The organism is Bradyrhizobium sp. SOJA106, assembly GCF_059448745.1.
On sequence record NZ_CM182549.1, the window covers coordinates 3,968,532 to 3,985,611 of the forward strand.

General features: G+C 65.2%; 15 protein-coding genes and 1 pseudogene. 6 read left to right on the forward strand and 10 right to left on the reverse strand.

The genetic code is table 11. The annotated features are described in order from the left end of the window. Positions 1-36 precede the first annotated feature (36 nt). Together AC5V87_RS18035 and AC5V87_RS18040 are read left to right on the forward strand one after the other, a co-directional pair. Positions 37-954, forward strand: coding sequence for an SDR family NAD(P)-dependent oxidoreductase (locus AC5V87_RS18035; protein WP_495371729.1), 918 nt, complete (start codon positions 37-39; stop codon positions 952-954). A 248-nt stretch (positions 955-1,202) separates the two neighbouring features. After that, positions 1,203-2,390, forward strand: coding sequence for a TIGR03862 family flavoprotein (locus AC5V87_RS18040; protein ID WP_495371913.1), 1,188 nt, complete (start codon positions 1,203-1,205; stop codon positions 2,388-2,390). Positions 2,391-3,181: 791 nt separating this feature from the next. Here the strand turns inward: AC5V87_RS18040 and AC5V87_RS18045 are convergent. From AC5V87_RS18045 to AC5V87_RS18055, 3 genes are all read right to left on the reverse strand, one after another. Then, the gene (locus AC5V87_RS18045) at positions 3,182-4,261 is read right to left on the reverse strand and encodes a D-TA family PLP-dependent enzyme (RefSeq protein WP_495371730.1); all 1,080 of its coding nucleotides are present in this window, start codon (positions 4,259-4,261) and stop codon (positions 3,182-3,184) included. Between the two features lie 64 nt (positions 4,262-4,325). Beyond that, the gene (locus AC5V87_RS18050; RefSeq protein WP_495371731.1) at positions 4,326-6,137 is read right to left on the reverse strand and encodes an ABC-F family ATP-binding cassette domain-containing protein; all 1,812 of its coding nucleotides are present in this window, start codon (positions 6,135-6,137) and stop codon (positions 4,326-4,328) included. Positions 6,138-6,139: 2 nt separating this feature from the next. After that, positions 6,140-6,643, reverse strand: a complete 504-nt coding sequence (locus AC5V87_RS18055; protein ID WP_456838907.1) for a YaiI/YqxD family protein — start codon at positions 6,641-6,643, stop codon at positions 6,140-6,142. A 108-nt stretch (positions 6,644-6,751) separates the two neighbouring features. Between AC5V87_RS18055 and AC5V87_RS18060 the strand changes: the two genes are divergently transcribed. After that, a complete protein-coding gene (locus AC5V87_RS18060) occupies positions 6,752-7,552 on the forward strand; it encodes a hypothetical protein (RefSeq protein ID WP_495371732.1) in 801 nt (266 codons plus the stop codon). Positions 7,553-7,740: 188 nt separating this feature from the next. Here AC5V87_RS18060 and AC5V87_RS18065 read toward each other — a convergent pair whose 3' ends face one another. After that, the gene (locus AC5V87_RS18065; RefSeq protein ID WP_495371733.1) at positions 7,741-10,113 is read right to left on the reverse strand and encodes a xanthine dehydrogenase family protein molybdopterin-binding subunit; all 2,373 of its coding nucleotides are present in this window, start codon (positions 10,111-10,113) and stop codon (positions 7,741-7,743) included. 216 nt (positions 10,114-10,329) lie between these two features. Here AC5V87_RS18065 and AC5V87_RS18070 point away from each other — a divergent pair, with 216 nt between their 5' ends. Both AC5V87_RS18070 and AC5V87_RS18075 read left to right on the forward strand, forming a co-directional pair. Further along, positions 10,330-11,403 carry a Ppx/GppA phosphatase family protein gene (locus AC5V87_RS18070; protein WP_495371734.1) on the forward strand — a complete coding sequence of 358 codons (1,074 nt, stop codon included), beginning with the start codon at positions 10,330-10,332 and terminating at the stop codon, positions 11,401-11,403. A 1-nt stretch (position 11,404) separates the two neighbouring features. Further along, entirely contained in the window at positions 11,405-12,097 is a 693-nt protein-coding gene (locus AC5V87_RS18075; RefSeq protein WP_495371735.1) for an RlmE family RNA methyltransferase, read from the forward strand. A gap of 19 nt (positions 12,098-12,116) precedes the next feature. On the opposite strand, the gene AC5V87_RS18080 is transcribed toward AC5V87_RS18075, so the two are convergent. The 6 genes and pseudogenes from AC5V87_RS18080 to AC5V87_RS18105 form a co-directional block, all read right to left on the reverse strand. After that, entirely contained in the window at positions 12,117-12,935 is an 819-nt protein-coding gene (locus AC5V87_RS18080; RefSeq protein ID WP_495371914.1) for an autotransporter outer membrane beta-barrel domain-containing protein, read from the reverse strand. Continuing rightward, a complete protein-coding gene (locus tag AC5V87_RS18085) occupies positions 12,857-13,909 on the reverse strand; it encodes an Ig-like domain-containing protein (RefSeq protein ID WP_495371736.1) in 1,053 nt (350 codons plus the stop codon). The genes AC5V87_RS18080 and AC5V87_RS18085 overlap by 79 nt, the downstream gene beginning before the upstream one ends. Beyond that, positions 13,906-14,595, reverse strand: a complete 690-nt coding sequence (locus AC5V87_RS18090; protein ID WP_495371737.1) for an Ig-like domain-containing protein — start codon at positions 14,593-14,595, stop codon at positions 13,906-13,908. The genes AC5V87_RS18085 and AC5V87_RS18090 overlap by 4 nt, the downstream gene beginning before the upstream one ends. Positions 14,596-14,821: 226 nt before the next feature. Continuing rightward, complete coding sequence (locus AC5V87_RS18095) at positions 14,822-15,013, reverse strand: hypothetical protein (RefSeq protein ID WP_456838902.1); 192 nt, start codon at positions 15,011-15,013, stop codon at positions 14,822-14,824. A gap of 75 nt (positions 15,014-15,088) precedes the next feature. After that, positions 15,089-16,114, reverse strand: coding sequence for an autotransporter outer membrane beta-barrel domain-containing protein (locus tag AC5V87_RS18100; RefSeq protein ID WP_495371738.1), 1,026 nt, complete (start codon positions 16,112-16,114; stop codon positions 15,089-15,091). Positions 16,115-16,296: 182 nt separating this feature from the next. Beyond that, positions 16,297-16,509, reverse strand: a pseudogene (locus tag AC5V87_RS18105) (IPT/TIG domain-containing protein); the annotation flags it as partial. 96 nt (positions 16,510-16,605) lie between these two features. On the opposite strand from AC5V87_RS18105, the gene AC5V87_RS18110 reads away from it, so the two are divergent. Then, the gene (locus AC5V87_RS18110; protein ID WP_495372053.1) at positions 16,606-17,079 is read left to right on the forward strand and encodes a hypothetical protein; all 474 of its coding nucleotides are present in this window, start codon (positions 16,606-16,608) and stop codon (positions 17,077-17,079) included. Position 17,080: the final 1 nt, after the last annotated feature.

The following is a 17,080-nucleotide window of genomic DNA, read 5'->3' on the forward strand; positions in this document are numbered from 1 at the left end:
CCGGCCATGATGTCCTAACATCCAGGAAACGCACTCATGGCAATCAGGTTCGACGGACGCGTCGCCATCGTCACCGGCGCGGGCAATGGTCTCGGCAAGGCGCATGCGCTGGGGCTCGCCAGCCGCGGCGCCAAGGTCGTCGTCAACGATTTCGGCGGCGCGCGCGACGGCACCGGCGGTTCGCTGTCGCCGGCGGAGGCCGTGGTCGAGGAGATCCGTAAAGCCGGCGGCACCGCCATGGCCGATGGCGCCGACGTCTCGAACTTCGAGCAGGTCACTGCCATGGTCGAGCGCGCCACCAAGGAGTGGGGCAGCGTCGATCTGATGTGCGCCAATGCCGGCATCCTGCGCGACAGGTCGTTCGGCAAGATGGAGGCGGCCGATTTCCAGAAGGTGCTCGACGTGCATCTCGTCGGGACCTTCTATTGCTGCAAGGCGGTCTGGGCCGGGATGCGCGACCGCAACTACGGCCGCATCGTCCTGACGACCTCGTCCTCCGGCCTCTACGGCAATTTCGGCCAGGCCAATTACGGCGCGGCCAAATCCGGCATGGTCGGCCTGATGAACGTGCTGGCCGAGGAAGGCCGCAAGAACAACATCCGCGTCAACATCATCTCGCCGACCGCCGCCACCCGCATGACCGAAGAGCTGCTGCCGCCGCAGGCGCTGCAGCTGATGAAGCCGAACGCGATCACGCCCGCGGTCGAATACATGCTGAGCGAGGACGCGCCGACCCGCACCATCATGGGCGCCGGTGCCGGCTCCTTTGCCGTGATCAAGATCATCGAGAGCGAAGGCATCAACCTGCCGGAATCCGATTGGACCCCGGACGCGATCGCCGCGCATTTCGGAGAGATCAGCGACATGTCGAAGGCGAGGGCGCTGCAGGGCGCGTTCGAGCAGACGCAGAAGTATGTGGCGCAGGCCGCGGCACGGGCGGGGATCAAGCTCTGAGTTGTCATTCCGGGGCGCGCGCCCCGGAAAGACATTTTCCGTCACGGCCGGGCTTGGCCCGCCATCCACGTCTTTGGCGCCGCGTGCTTGGCTCTCGTGGATGCCCAGGACATCTAGCGCGAAGACGCGCTTCGCGCTTTTGCCCGGGCATGACGATGTGTTGTTTGATGCTCGGCCTGCCCTAAACTCCCGCCATGACCTCACCTGACACCCACATCGCCGTCATCGGCGCCGGGCCCGCCGGCTTGATGGCGGCGGAGGTGCTGGCGCAGGGCGGCGCCCGCGTCACCGTGTATGACGCCATGCCGTCCGCGGGCCGCAAATTCCTGATGGCCGGCCGCGGCGGGCTCAATCTCACCCACAGCGAGCGGCTCCAGGATTTCCTCGCGCGCTACGGCGAGGCGATGCCGCACTTGCGCGCCGCAATCGAGGCGTTTCCGCCTGAGGCGTTGCGCGCCTGGAGCGAAGCGCTGGGCGAGCCGACCTTCGTTGGCAGTAGCGGGCGGGTGTTTCCGAAAGCATTCAAGGCCTCGCCGTTGCTGCGCGCCTGGCTGCGGCGGCTCGGTGTGGCCGGCGTACGGTTTGCGTTTCGGCATCGCTGGACCGGCTGGGACGCGGAAGGGCGATTGCTGTTTCAAACGCCCAGCGGCAACTCGGCGGTTGCAGCGAGTGCCACGGTGCTGGCCCTCGGTGGCGCAAGCTGGCCGCGGCTCGGATCGGACGGTGGCTGGGTCGGTCCTCTCGCCGCGAAGGGCATCGCCATCTCAAAGCTGCGGCCGGCCAATTCCGGCTTCACGGTCGCATGGTCCGAAGTGTTCCGCGACCGCTTCGAGGGCCAGCCGCTCAAGGGCGTGGGGCTGACGGTCGGTGCACATACGGTACGCGGCGAAGCCATGATCACGCGCAGCGGCATCGAAGGCGGGGCGATCTACGCGCTCTCGGCCGAGCTGCGTGAGGCGGTGCTGGGCCTCGGCCTGGCGACGCTGACAATCGCGTTGCGACCGGACCTCGACCTCGCCGGGCTGACCAAGCGTCTGTCGGGCACGCGCGGCAAGCAATCGCTGGCAAACTTCCTGCGCAAGGCAGCGCAATTGTCGCCGGTCGGCATGGGCCTGATGCAGGAGGCGGCCATTGCGTCGGGGCGGCCGCTTGCGTCGTTCTCGCCGGGGGAACTCGCACGGCTGATCAATGCCATTCCGGTTCAGCTGACCGGAATCGCTCCGATCGAGCGGGCGATCTCGACGGCGGGCGGAATAACGTTCGACGAGCTCGACGAGCACTTCATGCTGCGCAAATTGCGAGGCGTGTTCGCTGCCGGCGAGATGCTGGACTGGGAGGCGCCGACCGGGGGCTATCTGCTGCAGGCCTCGTTCGCGACGGGGGCAGCGGCGGCGATGGGTGTGCTGAGGTGGCTCGCTCAATTGCAGCAATCGTAACGCAGGCACGACGACTTACGGTCGCGCTTATCATTGCGAAAGTTTTGAGGTTCGAATTCCTCTCGCCTCCGCGACCGCACTGCAGATGAACAGATAGAGGTAGAGCAGGAGAAACACAGAAACGGTGTAAGCGAACATCGGTGGATGGAGGGAGCGAGAGACTTGATCGTTCCCGGCAGATCGAAGTCGAAGCTCCAAAGCTCCAGGTAGATGAATGCTACGAGGGCGACACATCCAATCGACCATTGCAAAAGCCACCTCAGCGAACTGTACCCCCTCATCCGATAAATTGCGCTTCGGTAGACTTGCGGGAAGTACCTGTAAAACTGGATCGACGGGAGCAGCACGGACGCGGTCCAGAAGGCGGCCAATAAACAGGCGCCTTGGCCAACGGTGGCATATTCTCGCGAGCAGAGATAACAGATTAGGTAAAAGACCGGAGCGAACAATCCGGCTTGGGTGAGTGCGAGGTTGACCAGCGTGCCCACATTCATTGTGTCTTCGTGCGAATGGCGTCCTCGATGAGAGGCCGTTCGATCTAGCCAGATTGTTGCGTCGAAATTTTACTGCTCGCTTTGGTTGATGTCAAAGTCCGCGCTTTCTGGTGTGAAGGCAAGCCATAGCTGAAGCGTTCTTAGAACGCCGCCCTTCGAGGCCTCCGCTGCGCTTCGGCACCTCAGGGTGACGGCAACGAGAGAGCGTCATCCTGGGGTGCGAGGATTCCGGAGCGACAGCGCCGGAAGCCGAGCCTCGAAGGATGCGCGGGCGCTCGATGCCGGCGCAGTTGTGCCCTAGCGCAGCTTCCCGCGCGCGGCCACCGGCAGCGTGCCTATGATCTCATCGCCGCGCACCATCACCACCTCGTCCATCATGTTGACGACGACGCAGACGTGGTTCGGCACGATGCGGACGACGTCGCCGACGTTGGGCCGGGTGTTGCTGCGGGAGAGGTCGAGGAAGCCGTGCTCTTCGGCGAACTTCGCGATTTTGGCTTCGGGGTGCTCCAGGATCAGGCCGTGGCCATCGAGACCGCCGGTGTCCGTGGTCAGCGTCTTCGAGCCGGCATCCAGAATGCCACGCTCAGGCGCGGCGCGGCTCACCACTGTCGAATAGATGTGCAGCGCGCAGTCGTCCCAGGTGGCGGAGCCGGCACCGACCTGCATGCGATCGTTGTAGATGTATGTGCCGAAGCGATGCTCGGTGCCGCCCTTGAGCTTGCCGATATTGACGAGGTTCGGCGTGCCACCGGTCGAGACGATTTTTGCGTCCAGCCCGTGCGCGCGCACGCCGGCCAGCGCTTCGTCGAAGAACTTCTGCGCATCGCCCCAGCCGGTCTCGGTCGGATAGAGCATGAAGCCTGCGAACTCGAGGCCCTTGGAGCCAGCGATCTCGCGTGCTAGCGCAATCGCTTCCGCCGGCGTCTCGACGCCCGCGCGCTTGCGGCCCGTGTCGCATTCGACCACGACCGAGAGCGGACGGCCCGAGGCCGCGGCCGCTTTGGGCAGGCCGGCGACCACAGTCGAATTGTCGGCGGCAACCGTCATCTTAGTCTTGGCATTCAGCGCGCCGAGCCGCGCCATCTTCTCTTCGCCAAGCAGATTGTAACTGATCAGGATGTCGTCGATGCCGGCATTGGCCATGATCTCGGCCTCGCCGATCTTCTGGCAGGTGATGCCCTTGGCGCCGGCCGCGACCTGCATCTTCGCGATGGTCGGGTTCTTGTGCGTCTTGATGTGCGGGCGGTTGGCGATGCCCGCGTCATCGCAGGCCCTCTGGATGCGCGCGATGTTACGCTCGACCTTGTCCATGTCGATGACGGCGCAGGGAGTGCCGTATTCGCGGGCGATCTTGGCGGCGAGGGGAGTGGTCATGGAAGTCCTCTAGTTGGCGCATATTCTGATCGCAAAACCGGTGCCCACTTTTGCGAAATACGCGCTAAGCCTGTTCAATTTCTTCGCGAAGCATTTCCAGTTCGAGCCAGCGCTCTTCGGCGGCAGATAGTTCCTCATGTGCCTTCGCGATCGCAGCCGACGTATCGTCGAATTTCTTGCGATCCCTGGCATAGAGGTTGGGGTCGTCGAGCACGCGCTGTAATTCTGCAATATCGGCCTGGAGCGTTTCCATCCTCTTCGGCAGCGTCTCCAGCGCGTGCTTCTCGTTGAAGCTCAGCTTTCGCTTGGGCGCCGACGCGGCCGGAGCAGGGCGGTCCTCTCGCTTCTCCGCTATTGGCTGCGCCTTCGCCGTCTCGCGCTTCAAGTCCGCGCCGCGCTGGCTCAGCATGTCGCTGTAGCCGCCGGCATATTCGATCCACTTGCCGTTACCCTCTGGCGCGATCACGGAGGTGACGACGCGGTCGAGGAAGTCGCGGTCGTGGCTGATCAGGATGACGGTGCCCTCATAGTCGCCGAGCATCTCCTCGAGCACGTCGAGCGTCTCCAGGTCGAGATCGTTGGTCGGCTCGTCCAGCACCAGGAGATTCGATGGCTTTGCCAGCGCTCGCGCCAGCATCAGGCGGCCCCGCTCACCGCCGGAAAGCACCTCCAGCGGCGTGCCGCGCTGCTCCTGCGCGAACAGAAAGTCCTTCATGTAGCCGACCACGTGCTTCGGCTTGCCGCCGACCATGACGTGGTCGCCGCGGCCGCCGGTCAGCGCTTCCGCCAACGTCGATTTCGGATCGAGGCTTTCGCGGTGCTGGTCGAGGGTTGCCATCTCGAGATTGGCGCCGAGTCGCACCGTGCCGGCGTCGGGCTGGATCCCGCCGGTGAGCAGGTTGACCAGCGTGGTCTTGCCGGCGCCGTTCGGGCCGATGATGCCGAGCCGGTCGCCGCGCTGGATGCGGGTCGAAAAGTTCTCGACGATCTTGCGCTGGCCATAGGCCTTGGTGATGCCCTTGGCCTCGATCACCAGCTTGCCGGATTGCTCGGCTTCCGCCGCGGCGAGCGTGGCGGCGCCGGCGGTGCCGCGATAGTTGCGGCGCTGGTCGCGCAGCGCATGCAGGTTGGCGAGCCGCTTGACGTTACGCTTGCGGCGCCCGGAGACGCCGTGACGCAGCCAGTGCTCCTCGTCGACGATCTTGCGGTCGAGCTTGTGCTGGTCGCGCTCTTGCTCGGCCAGCACCTCGTCGCGCCAGCTCTCGAACGAGGCAAAACCGCGGTCGATCTGCTTGATCTTGCCGCGGTCGAGCCAGGCGGTCGAGCGCGACAGGTTGGTGAGGAAGCGGCGGTCGTGGCTGATGATCACCAGCGCGCTGCGCCTGGAGTCGAGCTCCTGTTCCAGCCATTCGATGGTGGAGAGATCGAGATGGTTGGTCGGCTCGTCCAGGAGCAGGATGTCGGGCGAGGGTGCCAGCACATAGGCCAGCGCCGCGCGGCGGGCCTCGCCGCCGGAAAGATTGTGCGGGCTCTCGTCGCCGGTGAGGCCAAGCTGCTCCAGCAGATAGCGCGCCTGGTGCTGATCGTCGCCGGGGGCGAGCCCGGCCTCGACATAAGCGAGCGTAGTCTTGTGCGCGCCGAAATTCGGCTCCTGCGGCAGATAGCGCACTGTGGCGCCGGGCTGCACGAAGCGCGTGCCGCTATCGGGCTCGACCAGCCCGGCCGCGATCTTCAACAGCGTCGATTTGCCGGAGCCGTTGCGGCCGATCAGGCAGACGCGCTCGGAAGGCGCGACATTGAGCTCGACGCCCGATAGCAGCGGCGTGCCGCCGAAGGTCAGTCTGATGTCTTTCAGTTGGATCAGCGGCGGCGCCATGATTAGCCTTGACTCAAATTCTGGCTCGTTGCGGCTGCCTCAGTGCGGCGACGCTGGATCCGGCGCAGCGTCTGGTCGAGCGCCGAAAGGAAGGCGGAACGGTCGCGCGGCGAGAACGATCGCGGGCCGCCGGTGACTTCGCCGGCCGAGCGCAGATCCGTCATCAGATTGCGGACTGCTAGCGTCATCCCGATCGATTCCTCGGTGAACGGTTTCCCGTTCGGCGCGATCACGTCTGCGCCGGCCTTCACGCAGCGGCTCGCCAGCGGAATGTCGGAGGTGATGACCACGTCACCCGGCTTGGCCCGCTCCGCGATCCAGTCATCGGCCGCGTCCATGCCGTTACCTGCCGCGATGCGCTCGATCATCGGGTCCTGCGGCACGCGGATAAAATTGCCGGCGACCACGCTCACGGGCACGCCGTGCCGGAGCGCGACGCGGTAGATCTCGTCCTTCACCGGACAGGCATCGGCGTCGACATAGATGCGGGTGGGGGCGTCAGTCATTGGCCGCGTGGTACCCCATTCGGGCCGCAAAGGCGAGGGGATTGACCGCTGTTCCCGGGGGCCTACGATTGCGCCTCCAACAACAAAAACACAGGGAAAGACGACCTCATGCCGAACCGGCTCGAAACCTGGCGCGTCGAGGCCTACAACACCGCCAAACAGTCCGAAAACAAGATGCATGATGACACGGTGGCGCGCCGCTTCGGCTTTTCCGGCGGGCTGGTCCCGGGCGTCGACGTCTTCGCCTACATGATGCACGTGCCGATCGCGTGCTGGGGCCGCGATTTCCTCTCCCGCGGGCTGGTCGAGGCCCGCTTCATCAAGCCGGTCTATGACGGCGAGACGGCCGATGTGGATGCGACCGAGCACAACGGGCTGCTCACGATCGAGGTGTTCAGCCGCACCGAGCTTTGCGCGACAGGGATCGCCTCGCTGCCCGCGGCAGCTCCAGCGGTGGCACGAGGCGACTATGTCGAGGTCTCCGCAGTTGCCGAGCGCAAGCCGGTCAGCCCGGCGACGTTCGAGACGGGCAAATGGCTCGGCACGATGCCGCGCCGCTGGGCCGGCCAGGACGCGACCGACTATCTCGCCGACATCAGGGAGACCGACCCGATCTTCGCGCGCGAGGGGCTCGGCCATCCCGGCCTGATCCAGCGCGTGATGAACCGTGTGCTGGTCGACAACACCATTCTGGGCCCGTGGATCCATGTCGGTAGCCGCATGCAGCTGTTGTCCGCCGCGCGCACCGGCGATGAGATCACCGCGCGGGCGAAGGTCACGGCGAATTACGAGAAGAAGGGGCACCGCTTCGTCGAACTCGACGCGCTGGTCGTCGCCAACGGCACGACGCCGATTGCGCATTGCCAGCATACCGCGATCTACCAGCCACGCGAGCAGGCGGCGGCGTAGGCGGGAGCAACATGCATCCTCACAAGCGGGTGTCATGCCCCGCGAAGGGGGGGCATCCAGTACGCCGCGGCTTATCGCTTCTAGCCGCGCCGTCTCTGGAATACTGGATCGCCCGGTCGAGCCGGGCGATGACAGTTGTGAGCGTGGAGGCAGCGACTGCTCCTCTACAAGCAAAGGAGCCCCGGCCCTTACGCCGCCTTCCCCTTCGCCTCCTGGATCGCCCGCCACACCCTCTCCGGCGTTAGCGGCATGTCGATGCGCTTGACGCCGCAGTCCGACAATGCATCGAGCACCGCGTTCACCACCGTCGACAGGCTGCCGGCGCAGCCTGCTTCGCCGCAGCCTTTGCTGCCAAGCGGGTTGGTCGTCGCCGGCACCGGGTGATCGCCGACCGTCATGTTCGGCACGTCCCCGGCGCGCGGCAGGGCGTAGTCCATCAGCGAGCCCGTGATCGGCTGGCCGCTCTCGTCGTAACGGATGTGCTCCATCAGCGCCTGGCCGATGCCCTGGACGACGCCGCCATGGAGCTGACCGGCGACCAGCATCGGATTGATCACGGTGCCGAAGTCGTTGACGGCGCTGTAGCGCACGATCTCCACCACGCCGGTGTCAGGATCGATCTCGACCTCGGCGACGTGACAGCCGTTCGGGAAGGCCGACGGCACCGGCTCGCTGGTGTGGTCCACGTCGAGTGAGTCAGGCACGCCCTCCGGCACCTTGCCGTCATGCAGCTTCCTCGCCAGCTCCATGATATCGATGCTGCGGTCGGTGCCGGCGATGGTGAAGCTGCCGCCTTCGAACTCGATGTCGGCTTCGGAGGCCTCCAGCATGTGCGCGGCGGCACGCTTGCCTTTTTCGATGACGAGCTTGGCGGCGCCCACGATCGCCATGCCGCTCGCGGTGATCGAGCGCGAGCCGCCGGTGCCGTTGCCGGCGTGGACGATGTCGCTGTCGCCTTGCACCAGCTTGACGCTCTCGAAGGGCACCCCGAGCTGCTCGCACAGCACCTGCGCGAACGGCGTGGCGTGGCCCTGGCCGTAGTCCAGCGTGCCGGTGATGAGCTGCACGGTGCCGTCAGGATCGAACACGATCTTGCCTAGCTCGACGCTCGGCGGCGCGGTGACCTCGAGATAGGAGCCGACCGCGATGCCGCGCAGCTTGCCGGCCTTCTTGCTCTCTCTCTTGCGCTTGGCGAAATTCTCGTAATCGGAGATTTCGAGCGCCTTGTTGAACACCGCCTGGAAGTCGCCGCTGTCATAGGTGACGCCGGAGGACGCGGCGAACGGCATCTGGTTCTGTTTGATGAAGTTGCGCTTGCGCAAAGTGAGGCGGTTGATGCCCATCTCGTCGGCGGCTCGGTCGATCAGCCGCTCCATATAGTAGTTCGCTTCGGGCCGGCCGGCGCCGCGATAGGCGCCCATCAGCGTGGTATTGGTCAGCACGGTCTTAATGTCGACCGCCATCAGCGGCGTGCGGTAGACGCTGGAGAAATTCTTGGCGGTGTTGAGCGAAAGCGGGCTCGGCGCGACGCCGGTGATGTAGGCACCGAGATTGCCGTAACCCGAAAGCTTCGCCGCGAGGAAGTGTCCCTCGGCATCGAGCGCGAGCTCGGCATGGATCTTCTGTGCGCGCCCGTGGCTGTCGGAGAGGAAGCTGGTCGAGCGCTCGTCCAGCCACTTCACCGGGCGTCCTAGTTCCTTCGCCGCGTACAGGATGCACATGTATTCGGGATAGTTGACGTTCTTCATGCCGAAGGAGCCGCCGACATTGGCGGTGAGGATGCGCACCTTCTCGTTCGGTACCTTCAGGTTCTTGGCGAGGTTGGCGCGGTTGCCGGCAACGCCCTGCGTCGGCACCTGAAGCGTGTAACGCTCGGTCTTCTTGTCGTAGGAGGCCAGCCCCACGCGCGGCTCCATCGAGACCACGGCGACGCGGGTGTTCTCGATATCAAGCTTGGTCACGTGAGCGGCGCCGGCGAAGGCCGCGTTGACCTTGTCCGTGTCGCCATAATGGTAGTCGAGCGCGACATTATTCGGGATGTGGTCGTAAAGCTGCGGCGCGCCGGGTTTGGCGGCCTCCTCGGGATCGGTCACCGCGGGCAGCGGCTCGATATCGAGCTCGACCGCTTCGGCGGCATCGCGCGCCTGCGCCAGCGTCTCAGCGACCACGAAAGCGACGGGATCGCCGACGAAGCGGACCTTGTCGGTCGCGAGCGGCTGACGGTTGGTCTGGAGCAGGGGCGAGCCGTCACGGCTCTTCAGCGGCAGGCCGCAGGTGAAGGGGCCATAGCCGGCGGCGTCGAGGTCGGTTCCAGTCCACACCCCTAGCACGCCCGGCATCGCCTTGGCGGCGGCGATGCCGATGCCGCGGATGATGCCGTGGGCATGGGTCGAGCGGACGATCACCGCATAGGCCTGGCCGGGCAGGTTGAAATCGTCGGTGTAGCGGCCTTTGCCGCGCACCAGCGTGTCGTCCTCCTTGCGGCGGACCGGCTGCCCGACGCCGTATTTTTGCAGTGCAATAGCGTTTTCGAGCGTGGAGGATTTGGTGTGTTCTTGCATGGAAATGACCTGAAAAGCCGGCATTTGCGCGATTTCGCGGGGCGCGTGGAGGGGGCCGGACCCTCTTTCAGATAGCCCAGGGGCCCGTTCACGACAACGCACGAATGGGCATGGTCCTATGTGATGCGATGTTGCGCAGGCCTGCCGCGCTGCTAATGTTTCAGGCGAAAAAGCAATTCCGGATCGGCCCCCTGAGGTCGTGGAAAGACAGTTTGTATGAATGACCACACGCGGCTCCGCGACGGCCATGTGCTGCACGGTGAGCTGGAGGGGTCGATGGCGGCGGTGGCGTTGGCCACCGAGCCTGCCGTCCCCGTGCAGGCCGCCGGAACCGGCGTCTACGCGGCGCTGGACCTCGGCACCAACAATTGCAGGCTGCTGATCGCCTGTCCGACCCACGACGGATTTCGCGTGGTCGATTCCTTCTCGCGGATCATCCGGCTCGGCGAGGGGGTCTCGGCGACCGGGTGCATCAGCGAGGCCGCGATCGAGCGCGCCATCGCCGCGCTCAGCATCTGCCGCGACAAGATCAATCTGCGCAAGGCGCGGCGGCTGCGGCTGATCGCGACCGAAGCCTGCCGCGCCGCCTCCAACGCCGAAGGTTTCCGCAGCCGCGTCGCGGCCGAGACCGGCATCGAGCTCGAGGTGATCGACCGCGAGACCGAGGCCGCGCTCGCCGTGCTCGGCTGCTCGCCGCTGGTCGATCCCAGGGGCAGGGGCGCGATCCTGTTCGACATCGGCGGCGGCTCGACCGAGCTGGTGCGGATCGAGCGCGATCCGGAAAATCCGGAACCGCGCATCAAGGCCTGGATGTCGATCCCTTATGGCGTGGTTACGCTCGCCGAACAGTTCGGCGGCCGCGACGTGACGCCGGAGATCTATGCCGCGATGGAGCGCGAGGTGGCCAGCCACGTCGCCCCCTTCGCGGAGGAGCACGGCCGCGACCTCATGGATATGCACCTGCTCGGCACCTCGGGCACGGTGACGACGCTTGCCGGCATCCATCTCAACCTGCCGCGCTACGACCGCCGCCGCATCGACAGCATCTGGATGAACGATGCCGATATCACCGCGACCATCAACAAGCTGCTCGGCATGAGCTACGAGGAGCGCGCCGGCAACAGCTGCATCAGCGTCGAACGCGCCGATCTCGTGCTCGCCGGCTGCGCCATCCTCGATGCGATCCGCCGCGCCTTCCCGCTGCCGCGCCTGCGCGTCGCCGACCGCGGCCTGCGGGAAGGCATGCTGGTCGAGATGATGCGCGAGGACGGCGCGATTCGGAGCTGGTGAGATGGCGAAAGACACCACCGGCCGCTTGCACGTCCAGGTCAAGACCGGCGGCAAGCGCAAGCTGTCGTCGAAGCTGTGGCTGGAACGGCAGCTCAACGATCCCTATGTCGCGAAGGCCAAGGCGGCAGGCTATCGCTCGCGCGCCGCGTTCAAGCTACTCGAGATCGATGACAAGTTCCGGCTGCTGAAATCAGGCATGGCCGTGGTCGATCTTGGCGCTGCGCCCGGCGGCTGGAGCCAGATCGCCGCCAAGCGCGTTGGCTCCGCGGAGGGCAAGGGCAAGGTCGTCGCCATCGATCTCTTGGAAATGCCGGAGATCGTCGGCGTCGATTTCGCGCAGCTCGATTTCATGGACAATGATGCGCCTGACAAGCTTACAGAAATGCTGGGTGGCAAGGCCGACGTCGTGATGTCCGACATGGCCGCCAACACCACCGGGCATCGCAAGACCGACCAGCTCCGCATCGTCGGCCTGGTCGAGACGGCGGCGGCGTTTGCCTGCGACGTGCTCAAGCCCGGCGGGATTTTCCTGGCCAAGACGTTCCAGAGCGGTGCCGACGCCGATCTGCTCGCCCAGCTCAAGCGCGATTTTGCAACGGTGCGTCACGTCAAGCCGGCGGCAAGCCGTCAGGACTCGTCGGAACGGTATGTGCTGGCGACGGGATTTCGCGGTGGCGCGCGGGGCGAGGCTTAGGCGCGGACGTCCCTTCCTCTCAGAAGCCGTACTTCATCGCGCCGCGCACCCGCTGGCTTTCGATCCCGCTGGCCGAGCTCGTCAGCAGATATTCGAGATCGAGGCTGAGCGCGCCGCCGACCTCGGCTCGCAGGCCAAGCCCGCCGGTGAGCGTGTCGCGCGCCGTGGACGTGCCTGAGATCGTGTAGTTGGAGCTCAGGCCGACAAGATCGACGTAGTTCAGGCCCTGCACATAGCTGCCGTCGAAGGCATGCCGCCATTCCGCGCGGGTCGTCGGCGTCAGCACGCCCCAACTCTGCAGGATCGGGTAGGCGAGGCGTCCACCGAGCACGCTCGCGATGCTCGTCGTGTTCATCCTGTCGTAGCTCAGCGCCCATGCGCTCGAACCCGTTTCGGCGTAACCGTCGAGCGTTACCCTGATAACGTCGAGGCGGCCGTAGGACGACAGCCTGAAGCCGTCCCATCTGGATACATGGCTTACGCCAACCGAGCCGAACACGTCGCTGCCCGAGCGTGTTCCTGACAGCATGACGTTGCCGTCGCTCGACCAGCGCTTGCTGTCGAAGCGCAGGGCGCCATAGCCACCGGCGACGTCGAGATAGGTGTGCGGCAGGAAGCGCCAACTTGCGTAGAGCGTCGCATCGAAATTGCGCGCATCGATCCGCGAGCCGTCGCTGCCGATCTCGCTCCGATCAAGGCCCAAACCGAACGCCGCGCCCGCCTTCAGTCCGTCCGTGATGCGGCGGTCGAAGCCGAGCGTCAGGCCTGACGAGGTGAAGCGATTGTCGAAGCTGTCGTCGCTGCGCAGACGGCCGAAGCCGAAGTGCCGGAGGCCCAGACATGGAACGGCAGCGTATTGGTCTTGTTGAGCGCGTCCATGGCTTGCGGCAGCGCGGCCGAGAGCTGGCTGATGGCGCGGCCGGCGTCGCTCTGCGTGGCGGGGATGTGGATCGGCAGGTCACCCGCATAGGCAAGGGCTGGAGCAGCATCCGCCTGGCTGTTGAGCGGACCGGCCGTCCGGCTGCCACCGAGGCCGCCCGCGGAGGCGACCGTTTCGTTCGCGGCGCCGCTCCGAGGAGCCTGGCTGCTACTGCCGCCGCTGCTTGCCTCGCTATCGTCTTCGTCATGCAGCGCCTCGAAACGGCTGAAGACGTTGGCGATCTGGGTTTGGCCAAACCGCACGGCACTCGACACTTGGGAGCTGACCAGCCCACGCACGGTCGCGTCGCTGGTCGGATCGGAACGGCCCACGGTCAGGGTGATTGCGCTCGACGTCGCCGCCGCATTGTTGCCATCGCCCGCATACACGGCCGTGATCGAATGCGCGCCCATCGCCAGGGCCGGCGTCGTGAGGATTGCCGTCGTGCCCGACACCGTCGCGGTTCCGAGAACGGTCGTGCCATCCTTGAACGTGATGGCACCCGTCGGCGAAATCGCGCTCGACAGCGTCGCGGTAAGGGTGACCGATTGTGCCACGGCCGGTGATGTCGTCGAGCTCGCGACCGAGAGCGTCGTGGCGGCCTTGACGACTGACATCGTAGCCGCGGCCGACGTCACGGAGGCGTTGTTGGTGTCGCCATTGTAGATCGCGGTGAACGTGTGCGCGCCCAGCGGATAAGAGGAGAGCATCAGGATGGCACTCGAGCCCGAGAGGGTGGCGCTGCCGAGCTGTGTCGAGCCTTCGTAGAAAGTCACGGTGCCGGTCGGGGAGCCTGCGCCAGTGACCGCCGCGACCACTGCGACCGACATGCCATTGCTCGCGGGCGAGGTGGAGGAGGCGTTGACTGCGATGGAGGGCGTCGCCTGTGTCACCGCACGGCCGTCCCGCCCGTCGCGGTGTTGTTGTTGGAATCGCCATCATAGCTCGCTGTGATCGTATGCGAGCCGACCGAAAGGGTGCTCACCGTCAGGCTGGCGGTCGTGCCGGAGACGGTCGCAGTGCCGATCGAGGTCCCGCCATCATAGAAGGTGACTGTTCCGGTGGGCGAGTAGCTGTTGCTCAACGTCGCCGTCAGCGTGAGCGGGCTGGCATAGGCGACCGGCGAAGGCGAGGGCGAAACGGAGAGAGTCGGCGACGTCTTATCGATCGTGAGCTGATAATAGAGGATGAAACTCGCACCCGTCGTGGAATCCGGCGGGTGGTTCCCCGACCCGGTCAAGAAGGTAAAGAAGCCGGTGACTGTCCCTGCCGCGGTGGGCGTACCGGTCAACGAGAAGGAGCAGGTCTTCGAACCGAAAGGGTTGGTGGTGTTGGTGAAAGTGACGCCCGGAAAATTGTTGAACCCCCAAGCCTGGGGATTACACGAGGCAGTGTCGGTGTAGACCGTGGTGGATTGGGAATAAGCCGTACCGACCGTTGCGTTCGGCAGCGTCCGGTTGGCACAGGCCGTGCCCTGCATGATGAAGAACGCGAAGAGCGCCAACATCGCGGAGAAGCTTGGCTGCCGCAGGTGAAGCCGGCTGCGGCACGCAAGCATGTCGAAATAGACAGAGATCATTTTCCCGCCCCTCGTACGGACCCAGGCCGAAGACTCGTTTCGGCGGACCCGCCACGGGCGGGATGTGCGGCCTTCGAACGGCCTGCAAATTCGCGCGACACACGACCTTGCGTGTCTGGATCGTCCGATGCCCAGTTAGGCGAAGAGCGCGGAATCCACCATCAATGCGGGTTGATGTTGTGGATTGGGTCGGCTTGCCCGGCACTTAGAATCGGCGCCGTCAAGGTTAGTCGCACAGCTCCGATATCGCCGATTGCCAAGGAGGTGTCTGGCCTGCGAAGGCGCGCTGGAAGATCGTCAAGGCGGCGACATGGACGATCAGAAATGCGGCGGCTATGGCCAGGAGCCAGGCCGTTTCATTCTGGGCTGGGCGCCGGCTGGTCAACCTGGCGCGCGCGGTACTGCTTGCATCGATCATGTCTGGGCCTCCGGACCCGTGTTGAAATCGTATGGAATGCCTGAGATTGGGACCGAGCTCGCAATACCGTCGTTCTCAGAATGCGAGCTTGACTTGTGCCCGGCCGCTCTCGCTCCTCGCCTGGTTTGCGATCAGCTCGTCGAATCGCGCGCTGAGGCTGAGCGATTTGTTCACCTGCAGTTCGAGGCCGAGACCGATCAGGGCCTGGTCGCGCTTCTCTGCCAGACCGAACAGGCTGTAGGCCGTCGCCGCATCGAAGCTGTAATAGGCAATCTGCGTGTAGGCGCCGTTGAAGCTGTGGCGATAGGCGAGCTCGAGGCTCGATTTAAGGGCGCCGGCCGAAGTGTCCATCACATGGCTGAACCTCGTCCCGAGTACGCCGGCGGCATCGACGGCCGAGGTCCGGTTGAAGGTCAAATTGTAGATGCCCGCGCCGGTCTCGGCGTAGCCGTCGAGCCGGATCCATTGCAGGTCGAGCCGCGCATAAGGCGCGATCTTCCAGCGATCGAACTTGACCTCGTGGTTGATGGACAGCGAGCCGAACAGATCGCCGGCCGACCTGTCCCCCGAGCCGAACGCCAACGCCGTGCTGTCGTAACGATAGTTTGCGAGGCGGCCTGCCGCGTAACCGAGGATGGCGTCGATGAACCAGAACGGCGCCACGCGGTAGCTGGCATAGGCCTGCGCCGACCAGACATTCGCATTGATCCGCGAGCCGTTGCTTCCGATCGTCGCACGATCGATGCCGAAGCCGACGGCGACACCGGCTGTCAGATTTCGGGCAAGGCGCGCGTCGACGCCGGCGGTCATGCCGGTCGAAGACACGTTGTATTTGGCGTCGGCGTAGGTGGTATCCCGGCCGAATTGCAGCGCGCCGGCAGTCCAGTAGCGCAGCGATGAATCGGGAACCGCTGCGATCGGCGCCGCCTGTCCATCTTGCGGCTTCTGCCGAGGCGAGGCTGCATCGGATCCGGGACCTGCATTCGCAGCGTCCGCCGGGAGGCCGTATTGTCGCTGTGGGGCCGGCATCTGTGCGAAGGAGGCCCTGTTGCTGACCAGCGGTACGTCGTCGTTGTGCAGCTCGGCCAACCGGTCCTGCACGTTGTCGATCTGTTGCTGCCCATGGCCTGCACGGTGTGGACCTGAAAGTCGACCATCGCCTTCACGGTCGGATCCGTGGTGGGATCCGGCATGGCGGCATAGCGACAGATAGCGGTGCCCGTGCCTGAGCCGAGCGGCGTCGTCACGGTGACGTCGACTGGGCCAGCCGCATGTGGCGGCGTCACCACCGAGATCCGTGTCGCGCTCAACACGGTGAAACCGAGCACGTTGACGCCACCGAATTTGACCGAGGTCGCACCGGTGAGGTTCTGTCGGGTGACAACGGTCGTTTGCTGGCCGGCGACAGGGCCCGACGACGGACTGGCGCTGGTCACGACCGGGCCGGGAACGACAGCGGCGGTGCATACCACGGTGACGTCGATCTGCGAGGGCATGCCTTCGCTCAGCGAGCGCCAGCTGAAGGTCTGCGTGCCTGTTGTCGTTACGGTGACATGCAGCGTGCCCGAGACCACGCTGGAGCCGTCGGCGTAATGGCCGCCGACACCGAGTTCGATGCCGTAGAAGAGCGTCGTGTCGACGACGAAGGTGTAATTCAGTGTGATGACGTCGCCGGCGGTCAGCGACACCGTGGTGGACCGGTTGTCAGCTCCGCCCGCATTGAAGGCGCCGCTGTTGATGTCGGCGCAGGTGGTCGCCGCAAAAGCCGGACCGGTCCCGAGGACATGCGCCACAGCGAGCAGCGCAATCGCGCGGAGCATGGTCGCCGAAATGGCCCGACAAAAACAGACGAGACGCAGGTGCGCGTCGACACAAAAGCAAATCATACCCCAATCCCAATCGGTGCGACGTCCTGCCGAACACAGCCATCGACAGGGCTCGTAGGCGAAAGGGGCGGAAACAACCATCAACGCTGGTTGATCTTCGAGGAGCAGGCGCGCCGCCTCGGGATATTGGCTCTGGACGAGAGCGGATCACTTCTGCAATGGAAAGTCTTCAGGTGGTAAG

Excerpts from the sequence above, each read along its gene's own strand:
- AC5V87_RS18035 (WP_495371729.1), top strand. The coding sequence starts at position 37 with ATGGCAATCAGGTTCGACGGACGCGTCGCCATCGTCACCGGCGCGGGC.
- AC5V87_RS18040 (WP_495371913.1), top strand. The coding sequence starts at position 1,203 with ATGGCGGCGGAGGTGCTGGCGCAGGGCGGCGCCCGCGTCACCGTGTAT.
- AC5V87_RS18045 (WP_495371730.1), bottom strand. The coding sequence starts at position 4,261 with ATGACCACTCCCCTCGCCGCCAAGATCGCCCGCGAATACGGCACTCCC.
- AC5V87_RS18050 (WP_495371731.1), bottom strand. The coding sequence starts at position 6,137 with ATGGCGCCGCCGCTGATCCAACTGAAAGACATCAGACTGACCTTCGGC.
- AC5V87_RS18055 (WP_456838907.1), bottom strand. The coding sequence starts at position 6,643 with ATGACTGACGCCCCCACCCGCATCTATGTCGACGCCGATGCCTGTCCG.
- AC5V87_RS18060 (WP_495371732.1), top strand. The coding sequence starts at position 6,752 with ATGCCGAACCGGCTCGAAACCTGGCGCGTCGAGGCCTACAACACCGCC.
- AC5V87_RS18065 (WP_495371733.1), bottom strand. The coding sequence starts at position 10,113 with ATGCAAGAACACACCAAATCCTCCACGCTCGAAAACGCTATTGCACTG.
- AC5V87_RS18070 (WP_495371734.1), top strand. The coding sequence starts at position 10,330 with ATGAATGACCACACGCGGCTCCGCGACGGCCATGTGCTGCACGGTGAG.
- AC5V87_RS18075 (WP_495371735.1), top strand. The coding sequence starts at position 11,405 with ATGGCGAAAGACACCACCGGCCGCTTGCACGTCCAGGTCAAGACCGGC.
- AC5V87_RS18090 (WP_495371737.1), bottom strand. The coding sequence starts at position 14,595 with ATGATCTCTGTCTATTTCGACATGCTTGCGTGCCGCAGCCGGCTTCAC.
- AC5V87_RS18095 (WP_456838902.1), bottom strand. The coding sequence starts at position 15,013 with ATGATCGATGCAAGCAGTACCGCGCGCGCCAGGTTGACCAGCCGGCGC.
- AC5V87_RS18110 (WP_495372053.1), top strand. The coding sequence starts at position 16,606 with ATGGCCGCCGACACCGAGTTCGATGCCGTAGAAGAGCGTCGTGTCGAC.